The following is a 25,506-nucleotide window of genomic DNA, read 5'->3' as shown; positions in this document are numbered from 1 at the left end:
GTCCTGCTCCGGCAGGAAGTCCTCCGGCCTGAGCTTGACGTCCCAGGCGCTCTCCTCCCCGCCGCCGACCTCCACCTCGGAGTCGCCGCCCTGAGCGGCCGACTCCGTTTCCTCCTCGGGCTCCTCGTCCTGGGCGCGGGCACCGTCGAGCGTGGAGGAACGGCCGGGGAACTCCTCGTCCTTGCCCGCATCCTTGGGCGTGCCCTCGTCGCGTACCGGCTCGTCCTTCTTGGCGGCCTCGGCCGCGGCGGCGCTCTCGCGGGCCTTCGCCGCGTCCTCCTGCTCGGCGTCGGCGCCCGGACCCGCGCCTTCCTCCTGGCCGGCGTCCTTCTTGGCCTGCTCGTCGGCCGCCTTCGCCCCGGCCCGGTCGCCGCCCTTCTCGCCCTTGGCCGAGTCCTGCCCGCCCTTCTCGCCCTTGCCGTCCTGCTGCCCCTTGCCGGAGTCCTGCCCGCCCTTGTCCTTGCCGGACTCCTGGCTTTTCGCGGCATCCTGCTTCGCGTCGGCCTTCGCCCCACCCGCAGCTTCCTGCCCCGAGGACTGCGCCGCCGGAGACGTCGGCTGCTCCCCGTCGCCCTTCGGGCTTGACGCGTCGCCGCCGGTCCGCGGGTCGGACTCCTTCTCGGCCTCGGCCTTCCCCGCGTCCGCGCCCGACGCGCCGCCCTGCGGGATCGTGGCGCCCGCGTTCTGCGGCGTACTGCCCGTGGCCGGAGCCGAATCCCCGTCCGCCTCCTGCTTCTCCGGACCGGGCGCGGGGCCGGGCCGCTCGTCCCGTTCCCGCTCCTCCTGCGCGGCCTCCTGCTCCTGCTCGCGCTCCGCCAGTACGTCCCCGGCCGTGTCCTCCTCGACCGCCGGAGCGACGAGCGCGCGCTGCCGCGCCGTGGCCTCGCTCTCCGCCTGCCCGTCCTCGTAGATCTCCGTGACCAGGTCCACCACGAAGTCGTGCTCGGAGGTGAGCAGCCGGTGTTCGAGGCGGTCGAGTACGCGCTCCTGCAGTTCCTCGGCGAGCGGTGCGAGCGCGGCCCGTACGCGCTGCGCGCTGTCCGTCGGGTCGGAGCGCAAGGTCCGGACGACGGTGTTGGCGAGGCGGTCGACCACGGTCGCCGGGTCGAGGAGTTCGAGGCGGTTACGGTCGGCGTGCACGGTGGTGTACCGCATCCACGCCGGTGTGCCGGGCACCGGCGCGATCTCGGCCGCCTGCTCGCCGCGCGTCACCGCCTGCGCGGTGTCCTCGGCGGCGCGTTCGGCCGACTCGTGCGCCCCACTGACCTGGCCCAGGTCACGGCCCGCCGCCAACGCGCCGCTGGCGAACGGGTGTTGGATGGTGTGCAGCAACTCATGAGCCAGCAGCGCCCGCCCCTGCTCCGTACCCGGCTGGTACTTGCCCTCGCCGAAGAACACGTCCTGGCCCACCGCCACCGCGTCCGCGCCGAGCAGCCCGGTGAGGGTGCCCGCGTCCCGGTCCGTGTGCAGCCGTACGCCGCTCAGGTCGTGGCCGAGCTGCTCCTCCAACTCCCGGCGTACGCCTACGTCCAGGGGCTGGCCCGCGCCGCTGACGATGTTCTTCGGCTCGGGCGCGCGGTTCTTCGCCGCGCGTTCCTTGCGCTTGCGGCGGCGGTCGGCCGCGGCCTGGTCTGCGGACTGCGCGTCCTGCGAGGCGGTAGTGCTCACCGGGTCACCTCCCCGCGGCCGGACAGGCCCTGGTGCACCGCGCGCGCCAGTTCCTGCCCGAGGCGGCGCGCCGACAGGCCGGAGGGGAGCGGCGGCAGGCCCGACAGCGCGTCCACCGACACGCCGCCATCAGCCGCCAGGGGCACCCCGTGCTCCCGTACGAGACGGGTCAACTCCCGCTCGAACGAGGCCGATACGTGTCCCGGATCCACCGTCGGGCCGAAGCCGTCAAGGACGAGTTCGCCGATGTCGACCCGGATCTCACGCGGTTCCGGACGCCCGGCCGACGTAGCCCCGCGCGGTTCCGGACGCCCGGCCGGCATGTCGCCACCTGCACCGTTCACACCCATCCGCGGACCTCCGTCGGCGTCAAGGAGCGCTCCAGTTTCAGATACTCCGTACGGGCCGCGGCCAGCATGTGCCGCATCTGCAACCGGTCGCCCTCCTCGGCGGCGAGGAACGCGCCGGACAGGGCGATGTTGCGGATCGAGCCGCCCGCCACGGTGAGTTGGGCGAGCAGCTCCGGGTCGATGCCCTTCGTCGGGGTCTGCGGCGGAAGCACCCGGCGCCAGATCTCCGCCCGCTCGTGCTCGGCGGGGAAGGGAAAGTCGACGACGAAGCGGATGCGCCGCATGAACGCCGTGTCCAGGGCCTTCTTCATGTTGGTGGTGAGGATCGCCAGGCCGCGGTACGCCTCCATGCGCATCAGGAGGTAGCTGACCTCCAGGTTCGCGTACCGGTCATGGCTGTCCTTGACCTCGCTGCGCTTGCCGAACAGGGCGTCCGCCTCGTCGAAAAGCAGGAGCGCGCCGCCGCGTTCGGCCGCGTCGAAGACCTTGCGGAGGTTCTTCTCCGTCTCGCCGATGTACTTCGACACCACCTGCGACAGGTCGATGATGAACAGGTCGAGCCCGAGCTCCTTCGCCATCACCTCGGCGGCCAGGGTCTTGCCCGTACCCGAACCGCCCGCGAACAGGGCCGTCACACCAAGACCGCGCCGCAGCGTCGCCGCGAAACCCCACTCCTGGTGCACGGTCGCCCGCTGCCGTACATGCGCGACGATCTCCCGCAGCACACTCGTCTGCCGGTCGTGCAGCACCAGGTCGGTCCAGCCGGCCTCCGGTTCGATCCGGCGGCCCAGCTCGTCCATGCCCATCCGGGCCTCGTCGAGCGCGGCCCGCCAGGCAAGGCCCGCCGGGTCGGCCGCGTCGTCGCCCGGTGCCTCCCGGCGTACGACGGCGGCCGCCGAGCGCACCACGTGCGGCGGCAGCTGGAACTGCGCCACCAGGGACCGCAGTCCGTGCGTGTCGATGTCCGCGACACCCTCGAACGCGCCCGCCCAGAGCCCCAGTTGCTCCTCGTCGTCCAGGCCCGGCACGACCACCCGTTCGCCGCGCGCCCGCTCCGTGTGCCGGGGATCGGGGCTCGACACGACCACGGGTACGGCCGCGCCCGCGAGGAACGCGTCGGTCGCCGCGTGCTGGTCCCGGTCCAGCTCACCGATCTCCACGAGCAGCGCCGCGGGCAGCAGGATCGCCTCGCGCTGCCACAGCCGGGCGAGCCGGTCGCGTTCGGCGGCGTCGGTGGGGATGTCGTCGGCGGCCATCGCGTACAGGCCGAGCCCCGAACGCGCCGCCGCGGCGGCCGCGATGTCGGCCCGGCTGCGCAGGTCACCGCCGACCAGCTCGACCAGGAGCGGGGCGTCCGGGCGCGCCCCACCGGCCCAGGCGGCGGAGAGCCGGCTCGCGGCCAGGTCGTACGAGGGCGGCAACCCCTCGGGCACCGGCGTACGGCGCAACTGGCCGTGCAGCCGGGAGTCCAGGTACGGCGAGCCGAGCAGGAAGTGCAGGATGCGTTCGTCCAGGCGGAGCCGCGACCGGGTCAGCCGCGACTCGTCCTCCAGGTCGAGCAGCCGCCACCGGCGCAGCGGTGCCACCGGCGTGAGCGCGCTCCAGTGCGGATCGGCGAGCGCGGCGAGCGCAAGCGAGAACGTGGGGTACGCCCGCTCCGGATCCCCGCTCGCCGCCGCGCACCGGGCGGCCGTGGTGGGGTCCAACTCCTGTGCGGCGGTGAGGAGTACGAGGTCGCGCTCGAACGTGGAGAGCCCGAAGCACGACATCAGGGCGGTCAGCGGCGCCGACGCGGCGGGCACGGTCGCGGGCGGCGCGGACTCGGGCAGCCGCGCGGCGTCCGGCGAGTCCGGCGCGCCCGAACCGCCCGTACCGTCCCCGGCCTCCGTACTGTCCCCGGCGCGCCGGGCGTGTGCGTCGATCCGGTCGAGGACGCGCCGGATCTCGGCGGTCAGCGGCAGCGCGCCGCCGCGTACGCCTGCCGTGTCGTCGCCGTGGTCCGCCGCCATGCCTTCACCCGCCCCCGAAGTCCGCACGCGCCTCAGCTCTCCGTGTCCGTGGAGCCGGTGTCTGTCGAGCCGCTCTCTGTCGAGCCGGTGTCCGTGCCCTTGGCCGTCCCGCCCGTGCCGCTCTCCGGTGCCTCGGCGGGCTTCCCGCCGCGGCCGCGCGCCGAACTGCCTTCACCGGCGGGCTGCTTACGGCCGCGCGCGCCACGGGACGAGGCGGTCTTGGCCGGGGCCTTCGCCGGAGCCTTGGCCGGAGCCCGCTTGGCGGGCACCTTCGCCTCGACGGCCTTGGCGTCAGGATTGGAGTCAGGATTGGAGTCAGGCTTAGCGTCGGCCTTCGGCTCAGCCTTCGCCTCCGTACCCTCAGTCGAGGGCTGCCCCTCATCCGAAGGCCGCGGCACCGACCCGAGCACCGGACGCTGTGGTGCTCCCGGCGCGCCGAACGGCAGGACGCGGACCGTGTGCCGGTCCACCGGCGGTACGGGCCTCGGCCCTTCGCGGCCCTCGATGAACACAAGCGCGGCCTGGTACACCACCGACAGCGTGTACGGCGTCTGGTGCAGCATGCCCCACAGCTTGGACGTCTCGTCGATGTCCATGACGGTCGGCGTGAACCGCACCCGCTGCGCCGCCTCGGCCAGGTCGCTGCCGTCCAAGTACGGGCGCTCACCGGCGAGTTCGATGATGTCGCCGGGCAGTACGGGTATCTCGTGCAGCGTCCGCACCACCGAACCGATCAGGCGTTGCCCGACGAGTTCGCTCTCCTCGCCGTACGCGCTGATCAGGAAGTGCAGGTCGAGCGCGGCGGCGGGCCGCTTCATCAGCGTGCCGTCGGAGGAGCGGGTGGGCAGGTCGTTATTGCGCTGCGAGGTGTTGGGCGTGACCTGGTACAGGAACACGGTGATCGTCGGCTCGGTCGGCGGGTCGGCCGGCGGCTTGCGCGGCTCGACCTTGACGGCCATGTCGATCTCCGGCTGGAGGTTGGCCTCGATGAGCAGGGCGAGGGCCTGGGTGACATGGGCGATGGCAAGTGCGTTGCTCATGGAGTGGGTTCCTCGCGTCCCTCGGGCCCTACGGATTCCGCTGTGCGTCGTACGGGTCGTTCTCGGTGCGCCTGTTGCGCCTGTCCCGCCTTGTCCGGCGGGCGTACGGGGCTCACTCGCGCCCCCGTGCCAGATACTCGGAGAGGCTCACGGCCGCCTCGCGCCGGTCGCGTGCGGCGGGCCGCCGACCGCTGGGGGACTGGCCAGCCGATGTGACCTCCAGGCGTCCGATCTGCACCTGCACCACCTGCTCGGCGGGTGCGCTCTGCCGTCGTGCGGTGCTCTGCCGGGCCGCCTCGCGGGCCGCGGCCGTGTCGACGGGGCTCGGCCGCAGCGGAGTCGGGGCGACGGCCGCGGCGGCGGTGCGTTCCGTCACCAGGGTGCCGGCGGCCGGGTCCGGGCGCGCGGTGCCGGTGTCCCGGCCGTCGGCGCGGCGGGCCTGGTCGGGGACGGGCCGCAGCCGGGGTGTCGCGGTGGCGGCCGGGCGCAGCAGCGGGGGCACGGGTGTAGGCGGGGCCGCCGGGCGTGGCGCGCTCGGCTCGGGCGCGGGGTCCCGCTCGGTGCGTACGACGGTGCGTTCGCGCTCGGTACGGTGCCGGATCTCGCGTACGGCAGGCCCGAACTCGCCCTGTACAGCGGCGTGTTGGGGCTCCGTGGGCCAAAGGGGCGCCGTGCCGTCGGTGTCCGGCTCGGGTTCGCGTACCGCCTCGACGCGTTCGAAGGGGCCGGCGAGCCGGGGCCGTACCCGGACCACGCCGGGGCGCGCCGGGGCGGCCGGCCGGTGCCGGGCGAGCAGCCGGTCGAGGAAGTCGGGGAGGTCAGGGCCCGTCGACGCCCCGTTGGAGTCGGTCATGGCGCACACAGCTCCAGGTAGTAGCGGCGCCGCAGCGGGCTCAGCGCCAGGATCTGGGACTCGCTCCAGCCGTAGGCCGTGGCGAGCAGATGGACGTCGAGCAGTACGTCACGGGCCCAGGCGTCCAGTTCGGTCCACAGGTAGGAGGCGATGTCGAGTTCGGCGCGGGTCGCCGCGGCGCACTCGGGGCAGTTGATCGTGAGGTTCACGTCGGCGCCCGGGTCGGCGGCCTCCGCGGCCTCGGCGACGCGCTGCTCCAGGGACGCGGGCAGGGCGTCGACGGGAACGGGTTCCCCGTCGCGCACCACCGCCGTCACACAGGCCCTGAGCAGTGCGCGCCGTGGATCCGGCTGCCGTACCGCCGCCGTCAGGTCGGCGGTCGTCGGCAGCCGGAACTCCACGTCGAAGCCGCCCTCGGAGATCCGCAGCACCGGCTCGGCCGCCGGGGCCACGGACCGGGCGAACTCCCCGGCGTCAAGCTCGAGTTCGAGGTCCTCGCCGCACTCCGTACAGTCGAGCCGCACCTGCATGCGGTCGCCGAACAGGGCGCGGCGCAGTGTGAACAGGTCCGCCTCGCGGGCCCCGAGGGGCAGCGCGAGGAGGGTCCCGCTGTCGTCGGACAGGTCGGGGCGCGCGGCACGGTGCAGGAGCAGGGCACGGCCGAAACCGTCCTGCCCGAGCCCGGCCTCCCAGGTGGCCAGGAGGTCGGCGGCCTGTGTGCTCGCCATGCCCGCCCCCGTTCCGTACCGCATCGCGCCGACTGTCCTTCGGGTGGGTCCGCCACCGGACGTGCCGGTGGCGGATCAGGTGAACTCCCGGCGGGTCAGGCCGGGTTGAGGTCAGACCGGTTGAGGTCGGACCAGGTTGAGGCCAGACCGGTTGAGGTCGGACCGGATCGGCTCAGGCCGGGTTGATGTACGAGGGCTCCAGCGGCTCGGGCACCTCGTAGTCCCGCTCCCAGCCCTCGCACTCCAGCTTGAGGCTCTGGATCGCCACCGCGTTGGCGTTGGCGTCCAGCTCGCCGAGCACCTGGTACTCGCTCGGCCAGGCCCGGTAGATCTTGTGCGCGACGGCGACCTGGCCGGCCTCGTTGAGCACCTGGATCACGATGTCCTGGCGGAACGTCGCCAGGGACACCTCGGAGCCGAGCCCCGCGCCCACCTGCCACACCTTGTTGGCCCAGCGGTCGAACTCGGGGTCGTGGGTCACGCCGCGCTCCAGGGTGATCCCCTCGAACTCGGAGCGGCCCGGCGACTTGCGCGGGGAGCTGGGGTCGCCGCCGTGCCGGTGCTTGACGACCTCGGTGGTCCGCTTCAGCGGACTGATCTTGCTGATGCCAGCGACCGTACGACCGTCCCAGAGGACCAGGAACTTGAAGTTCTTGTACGGGTCGAAGCGCTGGGCGTTGACATTGAACTCAGCCATCGGATTCCTTCACGCTCTCAGCGGTTGGTCTGGGGTTCGGGACACCTAGAGCGGGACATCTAGAGCTCGAACTGCCCGGACGTCTGCTGGATCTTGACGATCACGAACTCGGCGGGTTTCACCGGCGCGATCCCGACCAGCACGTTCACCACGCCGTTGGCGATGTCCTCGTCCGTGGTGGTGTCGTGGTCGCACTTGACGAAGTACGCCTCGCGCGGCGTGCCGCCCTTGAACGCGCCCTGGCGGAACAGGTTGTGCAGATACGAGGAGGCGCTGAGGCGGATCTGCTGCCACAGGTTCTCGTCGTTGGGCTCGAACACCACCCACTGCAGGCCGCGGTGCAGGCTTTCCTCGACATGCAGCGCGAGCCGGCGCACCGGCACGTACTTCCACTCGCTGTCGAGCGCGTCGGAGCCCTCCAGGGTGCGGGCGCCCCAGACCAGCGGGCCCACCATCGGGAAGGTCCGCAGGCAGTTCAGGCCCAGCGGATTGAGCAGGCCGTTCTCCCGGTCGGTGAGCTTGACCGTGAGCGAGTGCACGCCCGCGAGCCGCGCCTCGGTGCCGGCCGGAGCCTTCCACACGCCGCGCTCCGCGTCCGTACGCGCGAACACGCCCGCGACCGCGCCGGACGGCGGGAAGGAGCGAAGGCGTCCGGTGAGCGGGTCGGTGAGCTGCAGATGCGGGAAGTACAGGCCCGCGTGGTTGCCGCGCACCGGCTCGAAAGCGGCGAGTCCGGCCCGTGCGGAGTCCACGCTCACCCAGGTGCTGGGGGCGTCCACGAGCAGGAAGATCCGGCGCTCCTGGCAGAGCCGCTGCGCCGCCGATACGACGGTGACCATGTCCTCGACCGACTCGTACGCGGCGAGTTCAGGGAGCGCGAGGAGGTTGATGTCGTCCTCGCCGCGCAGCGCCTGGATGCCGGACTTGTCGGCCTCGTTGCCGATGAGGTCGCGCGGTCCCGGCGGGTCGCCGTCCTCGCCGCCCTCAAGGGGGAACACCGGCCCGTTGACGGACGCTTCGAGGCCCAGGTCGTTGGCGCACTCGCCGAGGAAACGCACCACGTCCTCGGGGTCGGTGGAGCCCGCGACCACCTGGACGCGGCGGCCGAAAGCGGTCACCTCCACGCCCGCGAAGGCGTGCTTGCCGGGTGCGTCGGGCAGGGCGCGGAGCTTGCGCTCCAGGAGCTGCGCGAGCTCGGTGACGTTGCACGGCGCCTCGCCGTCGCAGTCCGGGTCGTAGAGCGTGAACTCGCGCTCCACCTCACCGATCTTGACCGTCAAGTCGACGGCCAGGTCCGGGAGTTCATGGCCGAACGGCTTCGACACGGTGCCGGACGGGTCGGGGCGGCCCTCACCGACGGCCTCCACCCGGATCAGGCGGGAGCCGGAGTTGATGACCGTCGGGGCGTACCGCCCGTGCGAGGCGTCCATGGAGAGGCCGGTGAAGGCCTCCCGGGCGCCACCGCGGGCGTCGTACACCCGCAGGTTGAACGTCTCGTCGCAGTGCGGGGTGTCGTAGTCGACGGCGACCCGCAGGCCGTTGCCCCACACGCCGGGTTCCTTGGCGTGCACCTCGAGGACCGGGCACTCGCTGTGGCCCTCGGTGGACTCCAGGGTGACGCAGGCCGCCTTGCCGCTGCGGGCCTTGGCGACACGGACGACGACGGCCACCGTGCCGCCGTTGCCGAAGAACTGGTGCACCGCGTAGCCGACGGCGCTCTGCGAGCTCAGGCCCCCGAAGCGGCGCTCGAACTCGGCGAAGCTGGTGATGCGCACCGGCTCGTTCAGCGGGCCGCGCCGGGTGTGTCCCACGAACGCGGTCACCGAGGTCGTGACGGTCGAGATGGTGCGGGCACTGCTGGGAAGCTCTTCGACGTAGACGCCGGGATACGTCGGCTTGGCAGCGCTCACTGCATGCGTCGGCATTCCCCCTCCTATCCCTTCTCAGGCACCGGGTGAAGGCACCAAGAGACGGCAGAGGGAGACGCGCCACCACGCGGTGGGCAGCAGTGTCCGCAAAACCGGACACAACCCCCCACACGCACTTGATCAGTTTCCCCCGTCAGTGCCCGAGCGGTTTGGTCGGCCGGGCCAAGCTGCGCGCTTGTGACTCCTGATGCTTGAGTGCTGAACGCAGTATTAGGCGTGGGAACTTGGCTGAACAAGACGTCTTCAGGACACCGATGGAGGAGATCCTGTGAAGACCATTGATCAAGCCGTGCGTCTGTGAATTCGCTTAGAAATCAAGGGAGTTATGGCCTCCCGTCGCGGCGCGCCGGTTTGACGCGACGCATGGGAACGGGGCGCCGCACAGCCCGCACGGCCCTGCTTCCTCCCACTCGGCCGGCAGCGCGTCCCACGCGTCGAAGCACACGTCGAGGCGGGTGAGCTGAAGCACCCGCCACACCCGTGGCACGCCGCGTACGAGGCAGGCGCGGGTGCCCCGCGCCACGCAGTGCCGTCTGATCCGGACGAGCAGGCGCAGCCCGCTCGCGTCGAGGAACGTCACCGGGCGCAGATCCACGACGACTTGACGACTGGGGCGCTCGGCGAGCAGGCGCGTCAGGCGAGGTCCGAGCACCTGCTGGGCCCAGGCGTCGATCTCGCCGTGCAGAACCAGTACGAGGGTGTCGTCCATTAATCGGTGCCGCATACCGAAGGCCGGTTCAACGATCTCCATGGCCCACCTGGAAGTCTCCACTCCCTTATACGAGGAGTAACGAAAATTGGGTCGGCGCCTGCGGTGAAGCGGCGCCCCTGGCCCCCCGTGGCCCGGGGAAGCGTATGGATGTCGAGTGCATCATTCCCGCTCAGGGTGTTCGTAAGCGTGTTCCGGTGGGTCGGTCTCCGCTTTGTGACAGCTGTGGGGCCGTCAACTGCACTACTACGGAGAGTAGTTGAGGCTTTGGCGGGAACCGCGGTCGGGCGGGCCCGCGCCTCCGTACCCCTTCCAGATTCCTGAAACAGGTTCTAGTGTGTGCGCCGCCGCCGGACCGCGAATGCCTGGAGGGACCGTGCACCTCGAATACACCCCCGAACAGCAGCAGTTGCGCACCGAGCTGCGCGCTTACTTCGCGGACCTTGTGCCGGACCAGGCGTATGCCCGCTACGAGGACCCGGGGGAGCAGAAGCGGTTCTACCGCGAGACCGTCCGCAGGCTCGGCACCGACGGCTGGCTCGGCGTCGGCTGGCCCGAGGAGTACGGCGGCCGCGGCCTGAGCCCGATGGAACAGTTCATCTTCTTCGACGAGGCCGCCCAGGCCGGCGTACCGCTGCCGCTGATGGCGCTCAACACCGTCGGGCCGACGATCATGCAGTTCGGCAGCGACGAGCAGAAGGCGTACTTCCTGCCGAAGATCCTCGCCGGCGAGATCGACTTCGCCATCGGTTACAGCGAACCCGAGGCGGGCACCGACCTCGCCGCCCTGAAGACCCGGGCCGTACGCGACGGCGACACGTATGTGGTCGACGGCCAGAAGATCTGGACCACCAACGGCGACACCGCGGACTGGGTGTGGCTCGCCGTGCGCACCGACCCGGCCGCCCCGCCGCACAAGGGCATCACCATGCTCCTCGTCCCGACCACGGACCCCGGCTACTCCTGCACCGTGATCAACACACTCGCCTCGCACGACACGACGGCCAGCTACTACGAGAACGTCCGCGTCCCGGTGTCCCGCCGCGTCGGCGAGGAGAACAAGGGCTGGCGCCTGATCACCAACCAGCTCAACCACGAACGCGTCACCCTCGCCGCCCACGGCACCATGGCCATCCGCGCCCTGCACGACGTGCAGCGCTGGGCCATGGGCACCAAACTCGCCGACGGCCGCCGCGTCATCGACCTGGGCTGGGTCAAGCAGCGCCTCGCCAGGACCCACACCCAGCTCGACGCGATGAAGCTGCTCAACTGGCAGATGGTCAACGCCGTCCAGAACGGCACCCTCACCCCGCAGGACGCCTCCGCCGTCAAGGTCTACGGCTCCGAGGCGCGCAGGGACGCGTACGCCTGGCTGATGGAGGTCGTCGGCTCGGCGGGACCGCTCAAGGAGGGCTCCGCGGGCGCCGTGCTCCACGGCGAACTGGAACGCGGCTACCGCTCCGCGGTGATCTTCACCTTCGGTGGCGGCAACAACGAGATCCAGCGGGAGATCATCTCCTGGATCGGGCTCGGGATGCCGCGCGTGCGGCGCTGACCTCAGGGGGTGCCTCCGGGGGTGTCTCCGGGGGTGGCTCCCCTCCGTTTGCGGAGCTCCAGAGGGCACGTTTGAGTGGAACGCACCCCCCTCAGGCACCTCAGGAGCTGACATGTCGATGGCGTTCGGTTCACCCTTCGGTCCCTCCGACCCGTTCGGCGACATGTTGAACCGCTTCTTCGGGATGTCACCCGGCTCGTCCCCGCCCGCCGTGCAGCGCGTCCCCATCGGGCGGCTGCTCACCGAGTCCGCGCACGAACTCCTCGGCGCCGCGACCCGTAGGGCCCTGGAGGACGGCACCTCCGACCTCGACACCGAGCACCTGCTGTGGGCGGCCACCCAGGTCGAACCCACCCGGCGGCTCCTCGAACGCGCCGGCGTCGACCCCCGCGCCCTGGGCGACCAGATCGCCAAGGTGCTGCCCCGCGAGTCCGGCGAACCCTCCGCCGAGCCCGGACTCACCCCGGCCGCCAAACGCACCCTCGCCAGCGCCTACGCCCACTCGCAGGCGGCGGGGGTGTCCTACATCGGCCCCGAGCACGTCCTCGGCGCCCTCCTGGAGGACACCGACTCGGGCGCCGAACGGTTCCTGCGCGCCGACGACGTGGACACCGGCAAGCTGCGCGGACTCACCGACCAGGCGGCCCGCGCGGACGGGACGCCCGGCGCGGGCAAGGCCGCCAAGGAACCGGCCACGACCCTGGACGAGTTCGGCCGGGACCTCACCGACGAGGCCAGGGCGGGCAGGCTCGACCCGGTCGTCGGGCGGGCCGAGGAGATCGAGCAGACCGTCGAGATCCTCTCCCGGCGCTCCAAGAACAACCCCGTACTCATCGGCGAACCCGGCGTCGGCAAGACCGCCATCGTGGAGGGCCTCGCCCAGCGCATCGTGGCCGACGAGGTCCCCGAGACCCTCAAGGGCAAGCGGGTCGTCTCCCTCGACCTGTCCGCGATGGTCGCCGGGGCGCAGTACCGCGGCCAGTTCGAGGAACGCCTCAAGAAGGTCATCGAGGACGTGCAGCAGGCCGGCGGCGACATCATCCTCTTCATCGACGAGCTGCACACCGTCGTCGGCGCCGGCGCCACCGGCGAGGGCTCGATGGACGCGGGCAACATGCTCAAGCCCGCCCTGGCCCGCGGCGAACTGCACGTCGTCGGCGCGACCACCATCGACGAGTACCGCAAGCACATCGAGAAGGACGCCGCCCTCGAACGCCGCTTCCAGCCCGTACTGATCCCCGAACCGACCGTCGAGGAGACCGTGCAGATCCTCGAAGGACTCCGCGACGCGTACGAGGCACACCACCAAGTCCGGTTCGCGGACGGGGCGTTGACGGCGGCCGCGGAACTCTCCGACCGCTACATCAGCGACCGGTTCCTGCCCGACAAGGCCATCGACCTCATCGACCAGGCCGGCGCCCGGGTACGGCTGCGCAGCGCCGGACGTTCCACCGAGGTCGTCAGCCGCGAGGACCGGATCGCCAAGCTGCGGCGCGAGAAGGACCAGGCCGTCACCGCCGAGGACTTCCAGAAGGCCTCCCAACTCAAGGGCGAGATCGCCGAGGTGGAGGGCGAACTCGCGGGTATCGAGGAGCGCCGCGAAGGCGTCGTCTCGGTCACCGCAGGGGACATCGCCGACATCGTGTCCCGCCGCACCGGCATCCCGGTCGCCCAGCTCACCGCCGGCGAGAAGGAGAAACTCCTCCGGCTGGAAGAGGAGATGCACGCCAGGATCGTCGGCCAGGACGAGGCGGTCACCGCGGTCTCCGAAGCCGTACGCCGCAACCGCGCGGGCATGGGCGACCCGAACCGGCCCGTCGGCTCGTTCCTCTTCCTCGGCCCCACCGGCGTCGGCAAGACCGAACTAGCCAAGACGCTCGCGGAGTTGCTGTTCGGCGACTCCGACCGGATGATCCGCTTCGACATGAGCGAGTTCCAGGAGAAGCACACCGTCGCCCGGCTCGTGGGCGCACCTCCCGGATACGTCGGCTACGAGGAGGCCGGCCAGCTCACCGAGAAGGTCCGCCGCCGGCCGTACAGCGTCGTGCTCTTCGACGAGGTGGAGAAGGCGCACCCGGACGTCTTCAACACGCTGCTCCAGATCCTCGACGACGGCCGGCTCACCGACGGGCAGGGCCGCACCGTCGACTTCCGGCACTGCGTCGTCATCATGACGTCCAACATCGGCGCCCACCGCATCCTCGCGCACGAGGGCGACGCGGCCGAGCTGAAGGACGAGTTGATGGAGGACCTGCGCGGCCGCTTCCTGCCCGAGTTCCTCAACCGCATCGACGACACCATCGTCTTCCACAGCCTCACCGAGCACGACCTGTCCCGGATCGTCGAGCACCTCCTGGACCGCAGCAAGCACCGCGTCCGCGCCCAGGGCATGCAACTGGAGGTCACCGAGGCGGCGAAGAAACTCCTCGTCGCGCATGGCTACCAGCCGGAGTTCGGGGCCCGCCCGCTGCGCCGCACGATCCAGACGGAACTGGACAACCGCGTCGCGTCCCTGCTCCTCGGCGGCGAGGCGGGCCCCGGCGACACGATCGTCGCCGACATCCAGGACAACTCGCTGCACTGCACGATCAGGCCGGGTACGGGAGAGGCCCCGGAAGCAGCGGCCTAGTCGCCGGGCTGCCGGTCGAGTACGGCGCTCACATCGGTCGTACGGGCGATGTCCGTGAGGGCGCGGGCCAGGACCGAGCCCGGTTCGCGGGCCGCGACCACCAGGCCCATCGGGACCGTACGGGTCGGCTCGGCCAGCGGCACCGCCCGCATGCCGTGCGGAACGCCGAACACATGCAGCCAGGTGTGCGGCACGATGCTCGCCCAACGGCCCGTCCTGACATGGGCGAAGAGTGCCGCCACCGAGTCCGTCTCGACGCGCGGCGACGGTTCGAGCCCGGCCTCGGCGAACACCTCGTCGAGGACCTGGCGCCCCTGCATGGCCTCGGTCAGCAGGCACAGCGGCAGCCGTGACGCCTCCGCCCAGGTCGCCGTCGACCGCCGCTCCGGGCCGTCCGCCGCGTCGGTGAGCAGCACGTACCGCTCCTCGTACAGCCGCACCGACCGGAACACGTCGGGCAGGCCGTTGCGCAGGTAGGTCACGCCCGCGTCGATCTCGAAGTTCCGCACCTGACGCAGCACGTCGTCCGAGCGCAGGTCCGCTATCACCTCGACCGTCACCAGCGGGTGCGCCGCGCAGAACGGGGCGGTGAGCTGGGCGACCGCGCCGGACGCCGTGGGCACCGAGCCGATCCGCAGCCGCCCGCTCAGGCCGGTGCGCAGCGCGCCCACCTCGCTCTTGAGGGCGTCCCGGTCGGCGAGGATGCGCTGCGCCCACACCACGATCCGCTCGCCCTCGGGGGTGAGGCCCTCGTACGCGCGGCCGCGCCGGACCAGCGGCACGTCGAGCTCCTCCTCCAGTTTGCGCAAGGCCTCGGAGAGCGCGGGCTGGGACACGTAGCAGGACCGGGCGGCGCGGGCGAAGTGACGTTCGCGGGAGAGCGCGACGAGGTATTCGAGTTGACGGAGCAGCACCCCACGGGTGTACCGGACCGCAGGTCGCGAGGGCAACCGACGCCACCGCGCGCCGCCCCGGTGGGCCGGAACGTCAGGCGACCGGCACCGGTTCAAGGCGCTCCGCGCCGCTGTACACGTTCATCGACGTGCCGCGCAGGAAGCCGACGAGGGTGAGGCCGCTCTCCGCGGCCAGGTCCACGGCGAGCGAGGAGGGCGCGGAGACGGCGGCGAGCATCGGGATCCCGGCCATCACCGCCTTCTGCACCAGCTCGAACGAGGCCCGTCCGCTGACCATCAGGACACATCCGCGCAGCGGCAGCAGCCCGGTGCGCAGCGCGTGCCCGACGACCTTGTCCACGGCGTTGTGCCGGCCCACGTCCTCGCGTAGACACAGCAGCTCGCCGTCGGCGCTGAACAGGCCCGCCGCGTGCAGCCCGCCGGTGCTGTCGAAGACCCGCTGCTCGGCCCGTAGCCGCTCGGGCAGTTCGGTCAGTACGTCCGGCGCGATCCGCAGCGCGTCGCTGTCGACGGTCCAAGCGGCCTGGGTGCGTACGGCGTCGAGACTGGCCTTGCCGCAGAGCCCGCAGGACGACGTGGTGTAGAAGTTCCGCTCCAGGGACGCGTCGGGTGCGGCGGTGCCGGGGGACAGGGCGACATCGACGACGTTGTACGTATTCCCTTGGTCGGCGGTCGCGCCCGCGCAGTAGCGGATCCCGGCCACCTCGTCGGCGGCGTGCAGCACGCCCTCGCTGACCAGGAACCCGGCGGCGAGGTCGAAGTCATGGCCCGGCGTGCGCATGGTCACCGTCAACGGGCGGCCGCCGACGCGGAGTTCCATGGGTTCCTCGGCGGCCAGGGTGTCAGGCCGCGCCGAGACCCGGCCGTCCCGGATACGTACGACGCGGCGGCGTGCGGTCACGCGTCCCATGGTCGGTTCCTCTCCTCGGAGCGGTGCTCCGGCGTCGGTGCGGGGGGTGGTGGCGGTAGCGGTAGCGGTGTCGATGCCGGTGGCGGTGTCCGGGTGGGCCGGACCAGGTCAGGGGGCGGTCAGGGAGCGGTCAGGGGCACGGCAGGTGCCTGCGGCTGTAGCGCGCCGTGACGCCCAGGCAGAGCAGGCCGACGGCGGCGAGGCCCGCGAGGAGCGCCGGGTAGGGCGCCGTCCCGGCCGTCACAGCGAGCAGCAGCGGCGTCAGGAAGCCGCTGTGCGCGGCACCGTGGTACAGCGACGCCGCGTGCGTACGGTCCTTCGGCGGGGCGAGCCGTTCGACCTCCCGCAGCCCCGAGGCGAGCGTGAGGCCGTACCCGGCGCCGAGCAGTGCCGCCGCGGCAAGGACGAGGGCGGCGGAGTGCCCGTACACGGCGAACGCGCTGACCAGGAGCCCGCCGATGACGGCGACGATCGCGGCGAGGGTCGCCCGCGCGCTGTGCTCGTGGTCGAGCCGCTCGGCAAGCGGCTGGACGGCGATGCCCACGGCGAGGGTCAGCGCCGTCACCAGGCCGCTGAAGACCGGCGCGTACCCGCGCACCCGGTCGGCGACGAGCGGCGGCAGCACGACGTACGCCACGGTGGACGCGGTGAACACGGCCGGGCTCGCCGGGAGCACCACCCGCAGGAACCGGGGGTGCCGGACCGCGCCGCGCCACGGGCCCACGGTGAACGGGGTCCGCGCGGCGGCGGGCGCGGGCGGCGCGGTGTCCGGCACGTCGCGGGTCGCGGCGAACACCACGAGCGCAAGGAGGGCGTGCGCCAGGGCGGGCAGCACCATCGGCTGCGGCAGCCACTCGGCCAGCGAACCCGCCGTCAGCGCACCGGCCGCGAACCCGCCTGCGGTGGCACAAGTCGCCCTGAAAGTACCGGAGTTGTGGTGTGGTGATCCGGCCGACAGTTCCCGCAGCCAGGTGCTGCCCGCCGTCAGGACCACCCCGGCGGCGGCGCCGGTGGCGAGCCTGCTGACGTACACCACGCCCTGGTCCACGGGGGCGAGGGCGAGCAGCGTGCTGGCGGCCGCCGTCAGCGCGAGCGCGGGCCGCACCACCTGGCGGCGGCCGAAGCGGTTCGCCGCCGGGCCGCCGAGCAGCAGTCCGGGCAGCAGCCCGATGAGGTACGTGGTGAACATCGCGGCGACCGGCAGCGCGGGCCAGTGTTCCTCGGTGCGGTACACCACGGCGAGCGGCGTGAACTGGTTCGCGCCCCACCCGGCGGCGAACACCGCGGCCGCCGCGGGCAGCCAACGGAGCGACGTACGCCGCGTCGTCGGAGCGGCGCCGCGGCCCGCGCTCATCGGCTGTCGTGCGCGGGTTCGAGCCGGACCACGACGCCCTTGGAGGTGGGGCAGTTGGAGATGTCGGCGACGCTGTCGAGCGGGACCAGGACGTTGGTCTCCGGGTAGTAGGCCGCGGCGGAACCACGGCTCGCCGGGTACGCGACGACCCGGAAGCCCGCCGCGCGGCGCTCCCGCCCGTCGTGCCACACACTCACCAGGTCCACCAAGTCACGGTCGGCCAGGCCGAGTTCGGTCAGGTCGGCCGGGTTCACGAGGACGACGCGGCGGGCGTCGTGGATGCCGCGGTAACGGTCGTTCGGCGCGTACCAGACGGTGTTCCACTGGTCGTGCGAGCGCAGCGTCTGGAGCAGCAGATGCCCCGGGGGGACGTACGGCATCGTGAACTCGTTGCGGGTGAAGACGGCCTTGCCGCTCGGCGTGGGGAAGACCCGCCGGTTCACCGGGTTGGGCAGCCGGAAGCCGCCGGGCACCTGTACGCGCGTATTGAAGTCCTCGAAGCCGGGGATCACCCGGGAGATGTGGTCGCGGACCGTGCCGTAGTCGCGCTCGAACTCCTCCCAGGAGATGGCGAGTTCGGTGCCGAGGGTCGCGCGGGCGAGGCGGCTGATGATGGCGACCTCGCTGAGCAGGTGCGGCGACGCGGGCGGCAGCTTGCCGCGCGAGGCGTGCACCTCGCTCATGGAGTCCTCGACGGTGATGAACTGCTCGCCGGTGGCCTGGAAGTCCTTGTCGCTGCGGCCGAGCGTGGGCAGGATCAGCGCGGTCTCGCCGCACACCGTGTGCGAGCGGTTGAGTTTGGTCGAGATGTGCGCGGTGAGGCGGCACTTGCGCATCGCCTCCTCGGTGACCGCGCTGTCCGGTGTGGCCCGCACGAAGTTGCCCGCGACACCGAGGAAGACCTTGGCCCGGCCCTCGTACATCGCGTGGATGCCGTTGACCGCGTCCAGGCCGTGCCGGGCCGGCGGGGTGAAGCCGAACTCCCGTCCCAGCGCATCGAGGAACGGCTGCGGCATCCGTTCCCACACGCCCATCGTGCGGTCGCCCTGCACATTGCTGTGGCCGCGCACCGGGCACACACCCGCGCCTGGCCTGCCGATGTTGCCGCGTACCAGAAGGAAGTTGACGACCTCGCGGATGGTGGGGACGCCGTGCTTGTGCTGGGTGAGGCCCATCGCCCAGCACACGATGATCTTCTTCGCGTGCAGTACGCGGCCGAGGAGCTCGTCGATCTCCTCGCGGGGCAGGCCCGTCGCGGCGTCGATGTCGTCCCAGGACACCTTCCGGGCGTGCTCGGCGAACTCGGCGAAGCCGGTGGTGTGGGAGTCGATGAACGCGTGGTCGAGCACGGCGCCGGGCGCGGCGTCCTCCGCCTCCAGGAGCAGCCGGTTCAACGCCTGGAACAGGGCCAGGTCGCCACCGGCGCGGATGTGCAGGAACTGGTCGGCGATCGCCGTGCCGGAGCCGATGATCCCGCGGGCCTTCTGCGGGTTCTTGAACCGCATGAGACCGGCCTCGGGCAGCGTGTTCACCGCCACGACCTGCCCGCCGTTGCGCTTGGTCTCCTCCAGGGCGGTGAGCATCCGCGGATGGTTGGTGCCCGGGTTCTGCCCCACCACGAACACCAGGTCGGCCTCGTGGATGTCGTCGAGGGACACACTGCCCTTGCCGATGCCCAGCGTCTCGCCCATCGCGGAACCGCTGGACTCGTGGCACATGTTGGAGCAGTCCGGCAGATTGTTGGTGCCGTACGCGCGGGCGAACAGCTGGAGCAGGAACGCCGCCTCGTTGCCCAGCCGCCCCGACACATAGAACAGCGCCTCGTCGGGGGAGTCGAGGCCCTTCAGCTCCCCGGCGAGCAGGCCCAACGCCTCGTCCCAGCCGATGGGTTGGTAGTGCGTGGCACCCGGCCGCTTCACCATCGGCTCGGTCAGCCGGCCCTGCTGGTTCAGCCAGTAGTCGGACTTGCCGTCCAGCTCGGCGATCGAGTGCTCGCGGAAGAACTCACGGGTGACCCGGCGCGAGGTCGCCTCGTCGTTGATGTGCTTGGCGCCGTTCTCGCAGTACTCGTTCCGGTGCCGCTTGCCCGGCGCGGGCTCGGGCCAGGCACAGCCGGGGCAGTCGATGCCCTTGGCCTGGTTGATGTTGAGCAGCGTCAGCGCGGTGCGCCGCGGGGAGGTCTGGCTCAGGGAGTACTCCAGCGCGTGCGCCACCCCCGGCAGCCCCGTCGCCCACGTCTTGGGCGGGGTCACCTTCAGGTCGTCGCCGGGGTCCTCGTTGCCGCTCATGATCCGCGTCGCCTCTTTCTGCTGAATTCACACGCGCCGGCCGTGAATTTATGGAAACCGTCGAGTCAGCAGCTTCGGCCGCATCCCGGAGAAAGTCAAAGCGGCATTTCCGATGACGTGATAGGTGCGGCTTATCAAGCCCCCGTTCACCGTGCGAGGCTTACGTCATCAGCGACAAGCGTCGCCGGTGGCGTGGGGGGTGCCGAATTAACGCCCGTACCGAATTACTCGATGGCGACGACACGTACCGAATGTGTCGTGCTGAATCGGGCCGCGCGGGAAAAGGGGAAACGTGTCGAATTCCATGGCCGTCGGCGAACTAACCGAACCACGGCTTCTCAAGACCACCTAGGCTCGTCCCCATGACCAATGGGGACATGCGCAACGGACGCTGTGGGGCGTGCGGCGGCAGCGAGGTGTGCTGGGGCGAGTACGTGGCGCAGGCCGGGCTCCGCCGGCCGGGAGCGGGAAAGTTCGGGGCGAGAAAGCCGGTGTTCGACGCCTACATCTGCGCGGCCTGCGGGAACACCCAACTGCATCTGCGCCTTGACGCGAAGATGTCGTCGTTCATCCGGAACAAGCTCAACTGGGTACGGTCGCAGCAGAGTTAGGGCTGGTTGGGCCGTGTCGGTCCAAGGCCGGGCGGATTAGGAAGGCAACCGGCTCCGCTGGGCCGACCGGAACAGCCGTCGGCAGGCGAACATCGCGATGATCAGCGGGGAGTTGAGCCCCAGCCACGGAAGCGACCACAGTCCCACGTGCCGGATCAGGAAGGCCGCACACGCCGCCGCCACCACCGCGCACACCAGTAGCAGGACCAGGAAGGTCGCGCCCGCGAGTCCCGGACGACGCGTCGCCCTCCGGCCCGAGAAGGCGAGGGCGGTCCCGCAGAAGGACAGCACTGCCAGGAGCGGCGAGAAGTACTTCATCACCCGGAACGCCTCGGCTGTCGAGCCGACCGTCGGCCCCGTCGTCAGCGCCAGGACCGTGAGACCGACGTGCAGCAGCGTCCAGGTCAGTGCGACGACTCCGGCCACCGTCAGGATTCGCCTGACGGTGGCCTCGGGAACGCTGGTTGTCATCTACGCACTCTCCCGGTCACCCGAGGGCGAAGCTGGGCCATTTGTCGGCGTAGCTGTTGAGGTTGCGCAGTGCCGTGGCGGAGTCGTCGGCGGCGAATTTCAGCGCCATCGTGGCGCCCCCGGCAGCGAGCAGAAACCCGACCACCGCCGCGATCTGCGCCAGCAGCCCCGCAGGGATACCGATGATGGTGCCCTCCGCGCCGATCCCGGCGATGAACCCCAGGGCGCATACCACCAGCGCGCTCACGATCGTGATCCAGAAGATCCAGATCCCGGATTTCATGGTGTTCAGGGCGGACGAGACACTGGATGCGTAGAGTCGGCCGATCGTATTGAGCGCGTTCCGCTGGCCGTCGATCTTGGATTTGTAGGCGGTGGCCGCGGTCCCCGTCCAGGTGTCGTCCACCAACAGGTCGTCCCCTTCCACCTCACCCGCCCTTCTGTGGGCAGGGCCGCCTAGTTCGGAGTGCCACTTCTCCCCGGTGTCTTTGAGTACGAAGGGGTCGCCGACGTAGGCGAGTTTGTCGGTGAACCAGTTCCAGAACTCCTCCATCTTCTGGCAGAACTTGTTCCAGAGATCCTCGACCTTCGAGACGACCCACTCCAGGAACGCGGGGACCTTGGACAGCAAGCCGTTGATCTTGGACCGGATCTGGTTCACCAGGTCGCGGATCTGGTTGAGCTTGGCTTGGACCTTCTCGATCAGTGCGTGGATGTCCATCGTGCTGTCTCCGTCTCCCGTAACAGTGCTGGTCGGCCGGGCACTTGGCGGCTGGGGCTCAGTGCCACTCCCACGCCTCCTTGAGGTTCTGCTTCGCCGTCTCGTCGCTGCCTTCGTATGTGTTGCGCACCTTGATGAGTGCGTTCCCGGCCCCGGACGCCGCGCGCTCGCCGTCGAGGAGGAAGCCCTTCATGAACTCGCGCACCGCCTCGTACGCCTCGTGGGTGTCGCCGCCCAGGAAGGAGAAGTCCTGGGCGCGCAGGGTCATGTCCGCACACTTGCCCCCGGCGGTCTGCAGCATCGCGGCTGTGTCGTCCCAGCGCTTGGCATCCGCGGTCAAGGCGTCCATGGACGCTTTGAAGGTCATCGGTGGCTCCCTTTTCGTCGGTGGTCTCAGCGGCCGGAGGAGGGCGGAGCGTCCTCGAACCCGAGGTACGCGGCCAGCTCGGAGGGGCTCTCGGCGAGGGTCGCGAGAGTGGCGAGCCGCGCGAACGGCGGGCTCTCCTCGTTCATCTCGGCGAGCCGGCGGCGAGCCGCATCCAGCGCCTCCATGGCCTCACGGCCGATGTTGAAGTCGTGGGCACGCCCGAGCCAGTGCGAGTCGAAGTCCAGTCCGACCGGGTCGCCCGACCCGGAGACGGTGGCAGTGACGTGCCCCGAGGTACTCCGGCCGGTGATCTGGCTCGTGGCGATCGAGTCCGCGTCGGCGTTCGCCTCCCGCATGGCGCCTTCGAGCTCGTCGAGCATGTCGAGGAGCCGGTTCAGGGCGCGCGCATCGTCGACCGTCCCCGCCTGCCCGAAGCGCTCGTAGAGTTGGCCGGCCACTGACTCGGACATCCCGGGCCTGGCGCGGGGCCGGGGCGGGTCCGCCTCGGCACGCTCGACGACCTCTCCCCAGCCCTCCAGGCGCTGCGTCACAGCCTGTTGGTACGCGCCGAGTACGGCGGAGGCCAGCTCGGTGTCCCGGAGCGACCGGCGCCAGTTGGGGTCGACCCGGATCCCGGTGAGCTTTCCTTCCCCGTCCAGGTCGACCTTCACCGACCCAGTGTCGTCGAGGCCCTCACTGGGGCCGGAGTTCTTCAGCTGCTCAAAGATCTGCGCGTCCACATCGGCACTGTCCCGGATGTCGTCGATGCGGTCGCGGGCGTCGTCAGGCATGTGTCTCTCCCCGTTGTTGTCGCCGGCAGGTCTCGGGCGGGAGCGGCCGGCCGGCGGGCACGCGTCCCCGCCCCGGACGCGGCAATCTCACGCCCGACGCGACGAAGCCTTCTGGGCATCCCGACCAGAAGGAGCGGTGGCGCGGCCCCGGCGTCAGACTGCCTCCAGAGCCGCCGAGGCCGAGCAATAGGCACTGGACCTTGCGCACTCCTCCACCCCAACTACACGGTTTTCCAAGCGAGTTGGCGACAACCTGTTCGGCGACCGGCCCGCCCCGGCGCCCACCACGCCCGCCGAGTGGGACGCCCTGATCGCCGTATGGGACGAGATACGGCACGGGTACCACCTGGGCGACTCTCGACGCCGAGTCCTGGACTGCGCACGGTACTTGGAGGCGAGTGTCACGTCCGGCGCACCGGACACCGCCCTGTGGACCCTCGGACTCGTCCTGATCGGCCCGCCGCGCGTCAGGCCGACGGGCTGATCGTGACCCGTACGTGCTTCATGATCGGCTGGTCGCTCTGGGTGCTGAAGTCGCCGAGCGCGCACAGCACGTTCATCTCCGGCATGTAGCCCGCCGCGCAGCCCCGCGGAATGTCGTACGGCACCGCGAGATAGCCGTTCAGGAACCGCTCGCTGCCGTCCTTCGCGGTGCTCGTGATGTCGACGGGGCCCATCGCGTCGATGCCGCGCTCCCGCATGTCGGACCGGTTCATGAAGACCAGGGTGCGCAGGTTCTTGATGCCCCGGTAGCGGTCGTTGTCCGAGTAGATCGTGGTGTTCCACTGGTCGTGCGAGCGCATCGTGCCGAGGGCGAGCGTGCCGTCCGTGGGCACCACGTCGGGCAGCGCGGCGGCGGAGAACTCGGCGCGCCCGGACGGTGTGAGGAACACCAGCTCACGCGCGGGCTGCTTGATCCGGAAGCCGAGCGGAAGGCGTACCCGGCGGTTGAAGTCCTCGAAGCCGTCGAGGGCGCTCGCCATGGTGTCGCGGATCCGGTCGTAGTCCTCGATGTACCACTCCCACGGCGTCCCGCTGTCCGGCAGCGCGGCGCGGGCCATCCCGGCGACGATGGCCGGCTCGGACAGCAGGTGCGGCGAGGCCGGCTTCTTCATGCCGACCGACAGATGCACCATGCTCATCGAGTCCTCGACCGAGGTGCTCTGCACGCCCTTGCGCTGATGGTCCTTCTCGGTCCGGCCCAGACACGGCAGGATCAACGCCCGCCGCCCGTGCACCAGATGACTGCGGTTCAGCTTCGTACTCACCTGCACCGTCAGCTCGCACGCGCGCAGTGCCGCGTACGTGTACGGGGTGTCCGGCGCCGCCATCGCGAAGTTGCCGCCCATGCCGACGAACACCTTCACGTCGCCGCTGTGCATCGCCTTGATCGTGGCGACGGTGTCCAGGCCGTGCGCGCGCGGCGGCTCGATCTCGCACACCTCGGCGAGCCGGCTGAGGAACGCGTCGCTCGGCCGGTGGTCGATGCCGCAGGTGCGGTTGCCCTGCACGTTGCTGTGCCCGCGTACGGGCGATGGGCCCGCGCCCTCACGGCCCAGATTTCCGCGCAGCAGAAGGACGTTGACGATCTCCCGTACGGTGTCGACGCCGTGCTCGTGCTGGGTGAGGCCGAGGCACCAGCTGATGATCGAGCGGTCCGCCTCGCCGTACACCCGCGCCGCCTTGAGGATGTCGGCGCGGCTCAGCCCGGACTGCCGCTCCAGCTCCTCCCACGGTGTGGCCTCGCACAGCGCGCGGTACGCGTCGAAGCCCTCCGTGTGCCGCTCGATGAACTCCCGGTCGAGGGCGCGGGGATCGGTCGCCGACTCCTCCAGGATCGCCTTCGCCATGCCGCGAAGCAGCGCCAAGTCGCCGCCGATGCGCACCTGAAGGTTGAGGGTGCTGGTCTTCGTCGTCTTGAACAGGGCCATGTCGACGAAGTCGTGCGGCACGATCGTCCGCGTCGCGGCCGCCTCGACCAGCGGGTTGACGTGCACGATCTGGGCGCCGCGGTGGTACGCCTCGGCGAGCGCGGTGAGCATTCGGGGCGCGTTGGAGGCCGCGTTGACACCGAGGATGAACAGCGCGTCGGCGCTCTCCCAGTCCTTCAGGTCGACGGTGCCCTTGCCGGTGCCGAGCGAGGCCTGCAGTGCCCGGCCGCTGGCCTCGTGGCACATGTTGGAACAGTCCGGCAGGTTGTTGGTGCCCAGCTCGCGGGCCATCAACTGGTACAGGAACGTGGCCTCGTTGCCGAGTCGGCCCGAGGTGTAGAACGACGCCTGGTTCGGGTCGTCGAGCTCCCGCAGCGTCCGGCCGACGAGCTCGAACGCGTCCTTCCAGCTGATCGGCACGTAGTGGTCCGAGTCGGCGTCGTACACCATCGGCTCGGTCAGCCGGCCCTGGTCCTCAAGGGCGAAGTCGCTCCAGCCGCTCAGCTCGGTCACCGAGTGGGCCGCGAAGAACTCCCGGCCGACCCGCTTGCGGGTCATCTCCCAGGTGACGTGCTTGACGCCGTTCTCGCAGAGGTCCAGGTGCAGGCCCTTGGTGTCGTCGGGCCACGCGCACCCCGGGCAGTCGAAGCCCTTGTTCTCGTGGTTCATCCGCATGATCGCCCGCGGCCCGTCCACGAGTTCCCGCTCCCGCAGCAGGAGCCGGGTCACGCTCTTCGCGGCGCCCCAGCCGGCAGCGGGATGGTGGTACGGCCGGAACTCCGGTTCGCCCTCGGGTACGGGGCCCGCGTCCGTCTCCCGGAACTCCTCGCGCTCCGGGGCGTCCTCACGGCTGTTGTCGGCGTTCACGGCTCTCAGCCCTTCCACCTGCGGGTACTGCGGGGGCACTGGCACATCGCACTCCTCGGCAGGCTATGTCCGCGGTTCCGGGGCCGCCATCCGGGCACGGGGCCGGGGCGGGTGG

Annotated in this window: 21 protein-coding genes; 3 read left to right on the top strand and 18 right to left on the bottom strand. The window is 71.0% G+C overall.

The window, feature by feature from the left end:
- The 9 genes from GUY60_RS12225 to GUY60_RS12185 all read right to left on the bottom strand — a co-directional run.
- On the bottom strand, positions 1-1,668 hold a 1,668-nt coding region (locus GUY60_RS12225), incomplete at its 3' end, for an eCIS core domain-containing protein (RefSeq protein ID WP_161696853.1).
- Positions 1,665-1,991 carry a hypothetical protein gene (locus GUY60_RS12220; protein WP_161696851.1) on the bottom strand — a complete coding sequence of 109 codons (327 nt, stop codon included), beginning with the start codon at positions 1,989-1,991 and terminating at the stop codon, positions 1,665-1,667. The genes GUY60_RS12220 and GUY60_RS12225, both read right to left, overlap by 4 nt.
- Positions 1,992-2,008: 17 nt before the next feature.
- Positions 2,009-4,027 carry an ATP-binding protein gene (locus GUY60_RS12215; protein WP_161696849.1) on the bottom strand — a complete coding sequence of 673 codons (2,019 nt, stop codon included), beginning with the start codon at positions 4,025-4,027 and terminating at the stop codon, positions 2,009-2,011.
- 32 nt (positions 4,028-4,059) lie between these two features.
- The gene (locus GUY60_RS12210) at positions 4,060-5,067 is read right to left on the bottom strand and encodes a Pvc16 family protein (RefSeq protein WP_161696847.1); all 1,008 of its coding nucleotides are present in this window, start codon (positions 5,065-5,067) and stop codon (positions 4,060-4,062) included.
- Positions 5,068-5,179: 112 nt separating this feature from the next.
- Entirely contained in the window at positions 5,180-5,920 is a 741-nt protein-coding gene (locus tag GUY60_RS12205; protein ID WP_161696845.1) for a hypothetical protein, read from the bottom strand.
- Positions 5,917-6,648, bottom strand: coding sequence for a T4 family baseplate hub assembly chaperone (locus tag GUY60_RS12200; RefSeq protein WP_161696843.1), 732 nt, complete (start codon positions 6,646-6,648; stop codon positions 5,917-5,919). Before GUY60_RS12200 ends, GUY60_RS12205 begins: the two co-directional genes overlap by 4 nt.
- 172 nt (positions 6,649-6,820) lie before the next feature.
- The gene (locus GUY60_RS12195) at positions 6,821-7,345 is read right to left on the bottom strand and encodes a phage tail protein (protein WP_161696841.1); all 525 of its coding nucleotides are present in this window, start codon (positions 7,343-7,345) and stop codon (positions 6,821-6,823) included.
- Positions 7,346-7,404: 59 nt separating this feature from the next.
- Complete coding sequence (locus GUY60_RS12190) at positions 7,405-9,270, bottom strand: phage tail sheath family protein (protein ID WP_161696839.1); 1,866 nt, start codon at positions 9,268-9,270, stop codon at positions 7,405-7,407.
- 310 nt (positions 9,271-9,580) lie between these two features.
- Positions 9,581-10,024 (bottom strand): STAS domain-containing protein, encoded by a 444-nt coding sequence (locus GUY60_RS12185; protein WP_161696837.1) that lies wholly within the window; start codon positions 10,022-10,024, stop codon positions 9,581-9,583.
- A 334-nt stretch (positions 10,025-10,358) separates the two neighbouring features.
- Here GUY60_RS12185 and GUY60_RS12180 point away from each other — a divergent pair, with 334 nt between their 5' ends.
- Both GUY60_RS12180 and GUY60_RS12175 read left to right on the top strand, forming a co-directional pair.
- Positions 10,359-11,537 (top strand): acyl-CoA dehydrogenase family protein, encoded by a 1,179-nt coding sequence (locus GUY60_RS12180; RefSeq protein ID WP_161696835.1) that lies wholly within the window; start codon positions 10,359-10,361, stop codon positions 11,535-11,537.
- A gap of 112 nt (positions 11,538-11,649) precedes the next feature.
- Positions 11,650-14,166 (top strand): ATP-dependent Clp protease ATP-binding subunit, encoded by a 2,517-nt coding sequence (locus tag GUY60_RS12175; RefSeq protein ID WP_161696833.1) that lies wholly within the window; start codon positions 11,650-11,652, stop codon positions 14,164-14,166.
- Here the strand turns inward: GUY60_RS12175 and GUY60_RS12170 are convergent.
- The 4 genes from GUY60_RS12170 to GUY60_RS12155 all read right to left on the bottom strand — a co-directional run bounded on the left by GUY60_RS12170 (position 14,163) and on the right by GUY60_RS12155 (position 19,632).
- Positions 14,163-15,080 carry a LysR family transcriptional regulator gene (locus GUY60_RS12170; RefSeq protein ID WP_161696831.1) on the bottom strand — a complete coding sequence of 306 codons (918 nt, stop codon included), beginning with the start codon at positions 15,078-15,080 and terminating at the stop codon, positions 14,163-14,165. The two genes, GUY60_RS12175 and GUY60_RS12170, sit on opposite strands and share 4 nt — an antisense overlap.
- Positions 15,081-15,153: 73 nt before the next feature.
- Positions 15,154-15,990 (bottom strand): formate dehydrogenase accessory sulfurtransferase FdhD, encoded by an 837-nt coding sequence (gene fdhD, locus GUY60_RS12165; RefSeq protein WP_161696829.1) that lies wholly within the window; start codon positions 15,988-15,990, stop codon positions 15,154-15,156.
- A gap of 130 nt (positions 15,991-16,120) precedes the next feature.
- Positions 16,121-17,344 (bottom strand): MFS transporter, encoded by a 1,224-nt coding sequence (locus GUY60_RS12160; RefSeq protein WP_161696827.1) that lies wholly within the window; start codon positions 17,342-17,344, stop codon positions 16,121-16,123.
- Entirely contained in the window at positions 17,341-19,632 is a 2,292-nt protein-coding gene (locus tag GUY60_RS12155; RefSeq protein WP_161696825.1) for an FdhF/YdeP family oxidoreductase, read from the bottom strand. The genes GUY60_RS12160 and GUY60_RS12155 overlap by 4 nt, the downstream gene beginning before the upstream one ends.
- A gap of 362 nt (positions 19,633-19,994) precedes the next feature.
- Here GUY60_RS12155 and GUY60_RS12150 point away from each other — a divergent pair, with 362 nt between their 5' ends.
- Positions 19,995-20,243, top strand: a complete 249-nt coding sequence (locus GUY60_RS12150) for a hypothetical protein (RefSeq protein ID WP_161696822.1) — start codon at positions 19,995-19,997, stop codon at positions 20,241-20,243.
- Between the two features lie 36 nt (positions 20,244-20,279).
- Here the strand turns inward: GUY60_RS12150 and GUY60_RS12145 are convergent, their stop codons facing one another.
- The 5 genes from GUY60_RS12145 to GUY60_RS12125 form a co-directional block, all read right to left on the bottom strand.
- Positions 20,280-20,714, bottom strand: a complete 435-nt coding sequence (locus GUY60_RS12145; protein WP_161696820.1) for a hypothetical protein — start codon at positions 20,712-20,714, stop codon at positions 20,280-20,282.
- A gap of 16 nt (positions 20,715-20,730) precedes the next feature.
- Positions 20,731-21,435: a hypothetical protein gene (locus tag GUY60_RS12140; protein ID WP_161696818.1), complete on the bottom strand. Its 705-nt coding sequence runs from the start codon at positions 21,433-21,435 to the stop codon at positions 20,731-20,733.
- Between the two features lie 58 nt (positions 21,436-21,493).
- Entirely contained in the window at positions 21,494-21,802 is a 309-nt protein-coding gene (locus tag GUY60_RS12135) for a hypothetical protein (protein WP_161696816.1), read from the bottom strand.
- Between the two features lie 26 nt (positions 21,803-21,828).
- Positions 21,829-22,593 carry a YbaB/EbfC family nucleoid-associated protein gene (locus GUY60_RS12130; protein ID WP_161696814.1) on the bottom strand — a complete coding sequence of 255 codons (765 nt, stop codon included), beginning with the start codon at positions 22,591-22,593 and terminating at the stop codon, positions 21,829-21,831.
- A gap of 467 nt (positions 22,594-23,060) precedes the next feature.
- On the bottom strand, positions 23,061-25,391 hold the full coding sequence (locus GUY60_RS12125; protein ID WP_161696855.1) for an FdhF/YdeP family oxidoreductase: 2,331 nt from the start codon (positions 25,389-25,391) through the stop codon (positions 23,061-23,063).
- Positions 25,392-25,506 lie beyond the last annotated feature (115 nt).

The sequence above is a fragment of the Streptomyces boluensis genome (assembly GCF_009908195.1).
Lineage (GTDB): Bacteria > Actinomycetota > Actinomycetes > Streptomycetales > Streptomycetaceae > Streptomyces > Streptomyces boluensis.
Note: the sequence above shows the minus strand (reverse complement) of the source record. Positions and strands in the feature narration are given on the sequence as shown.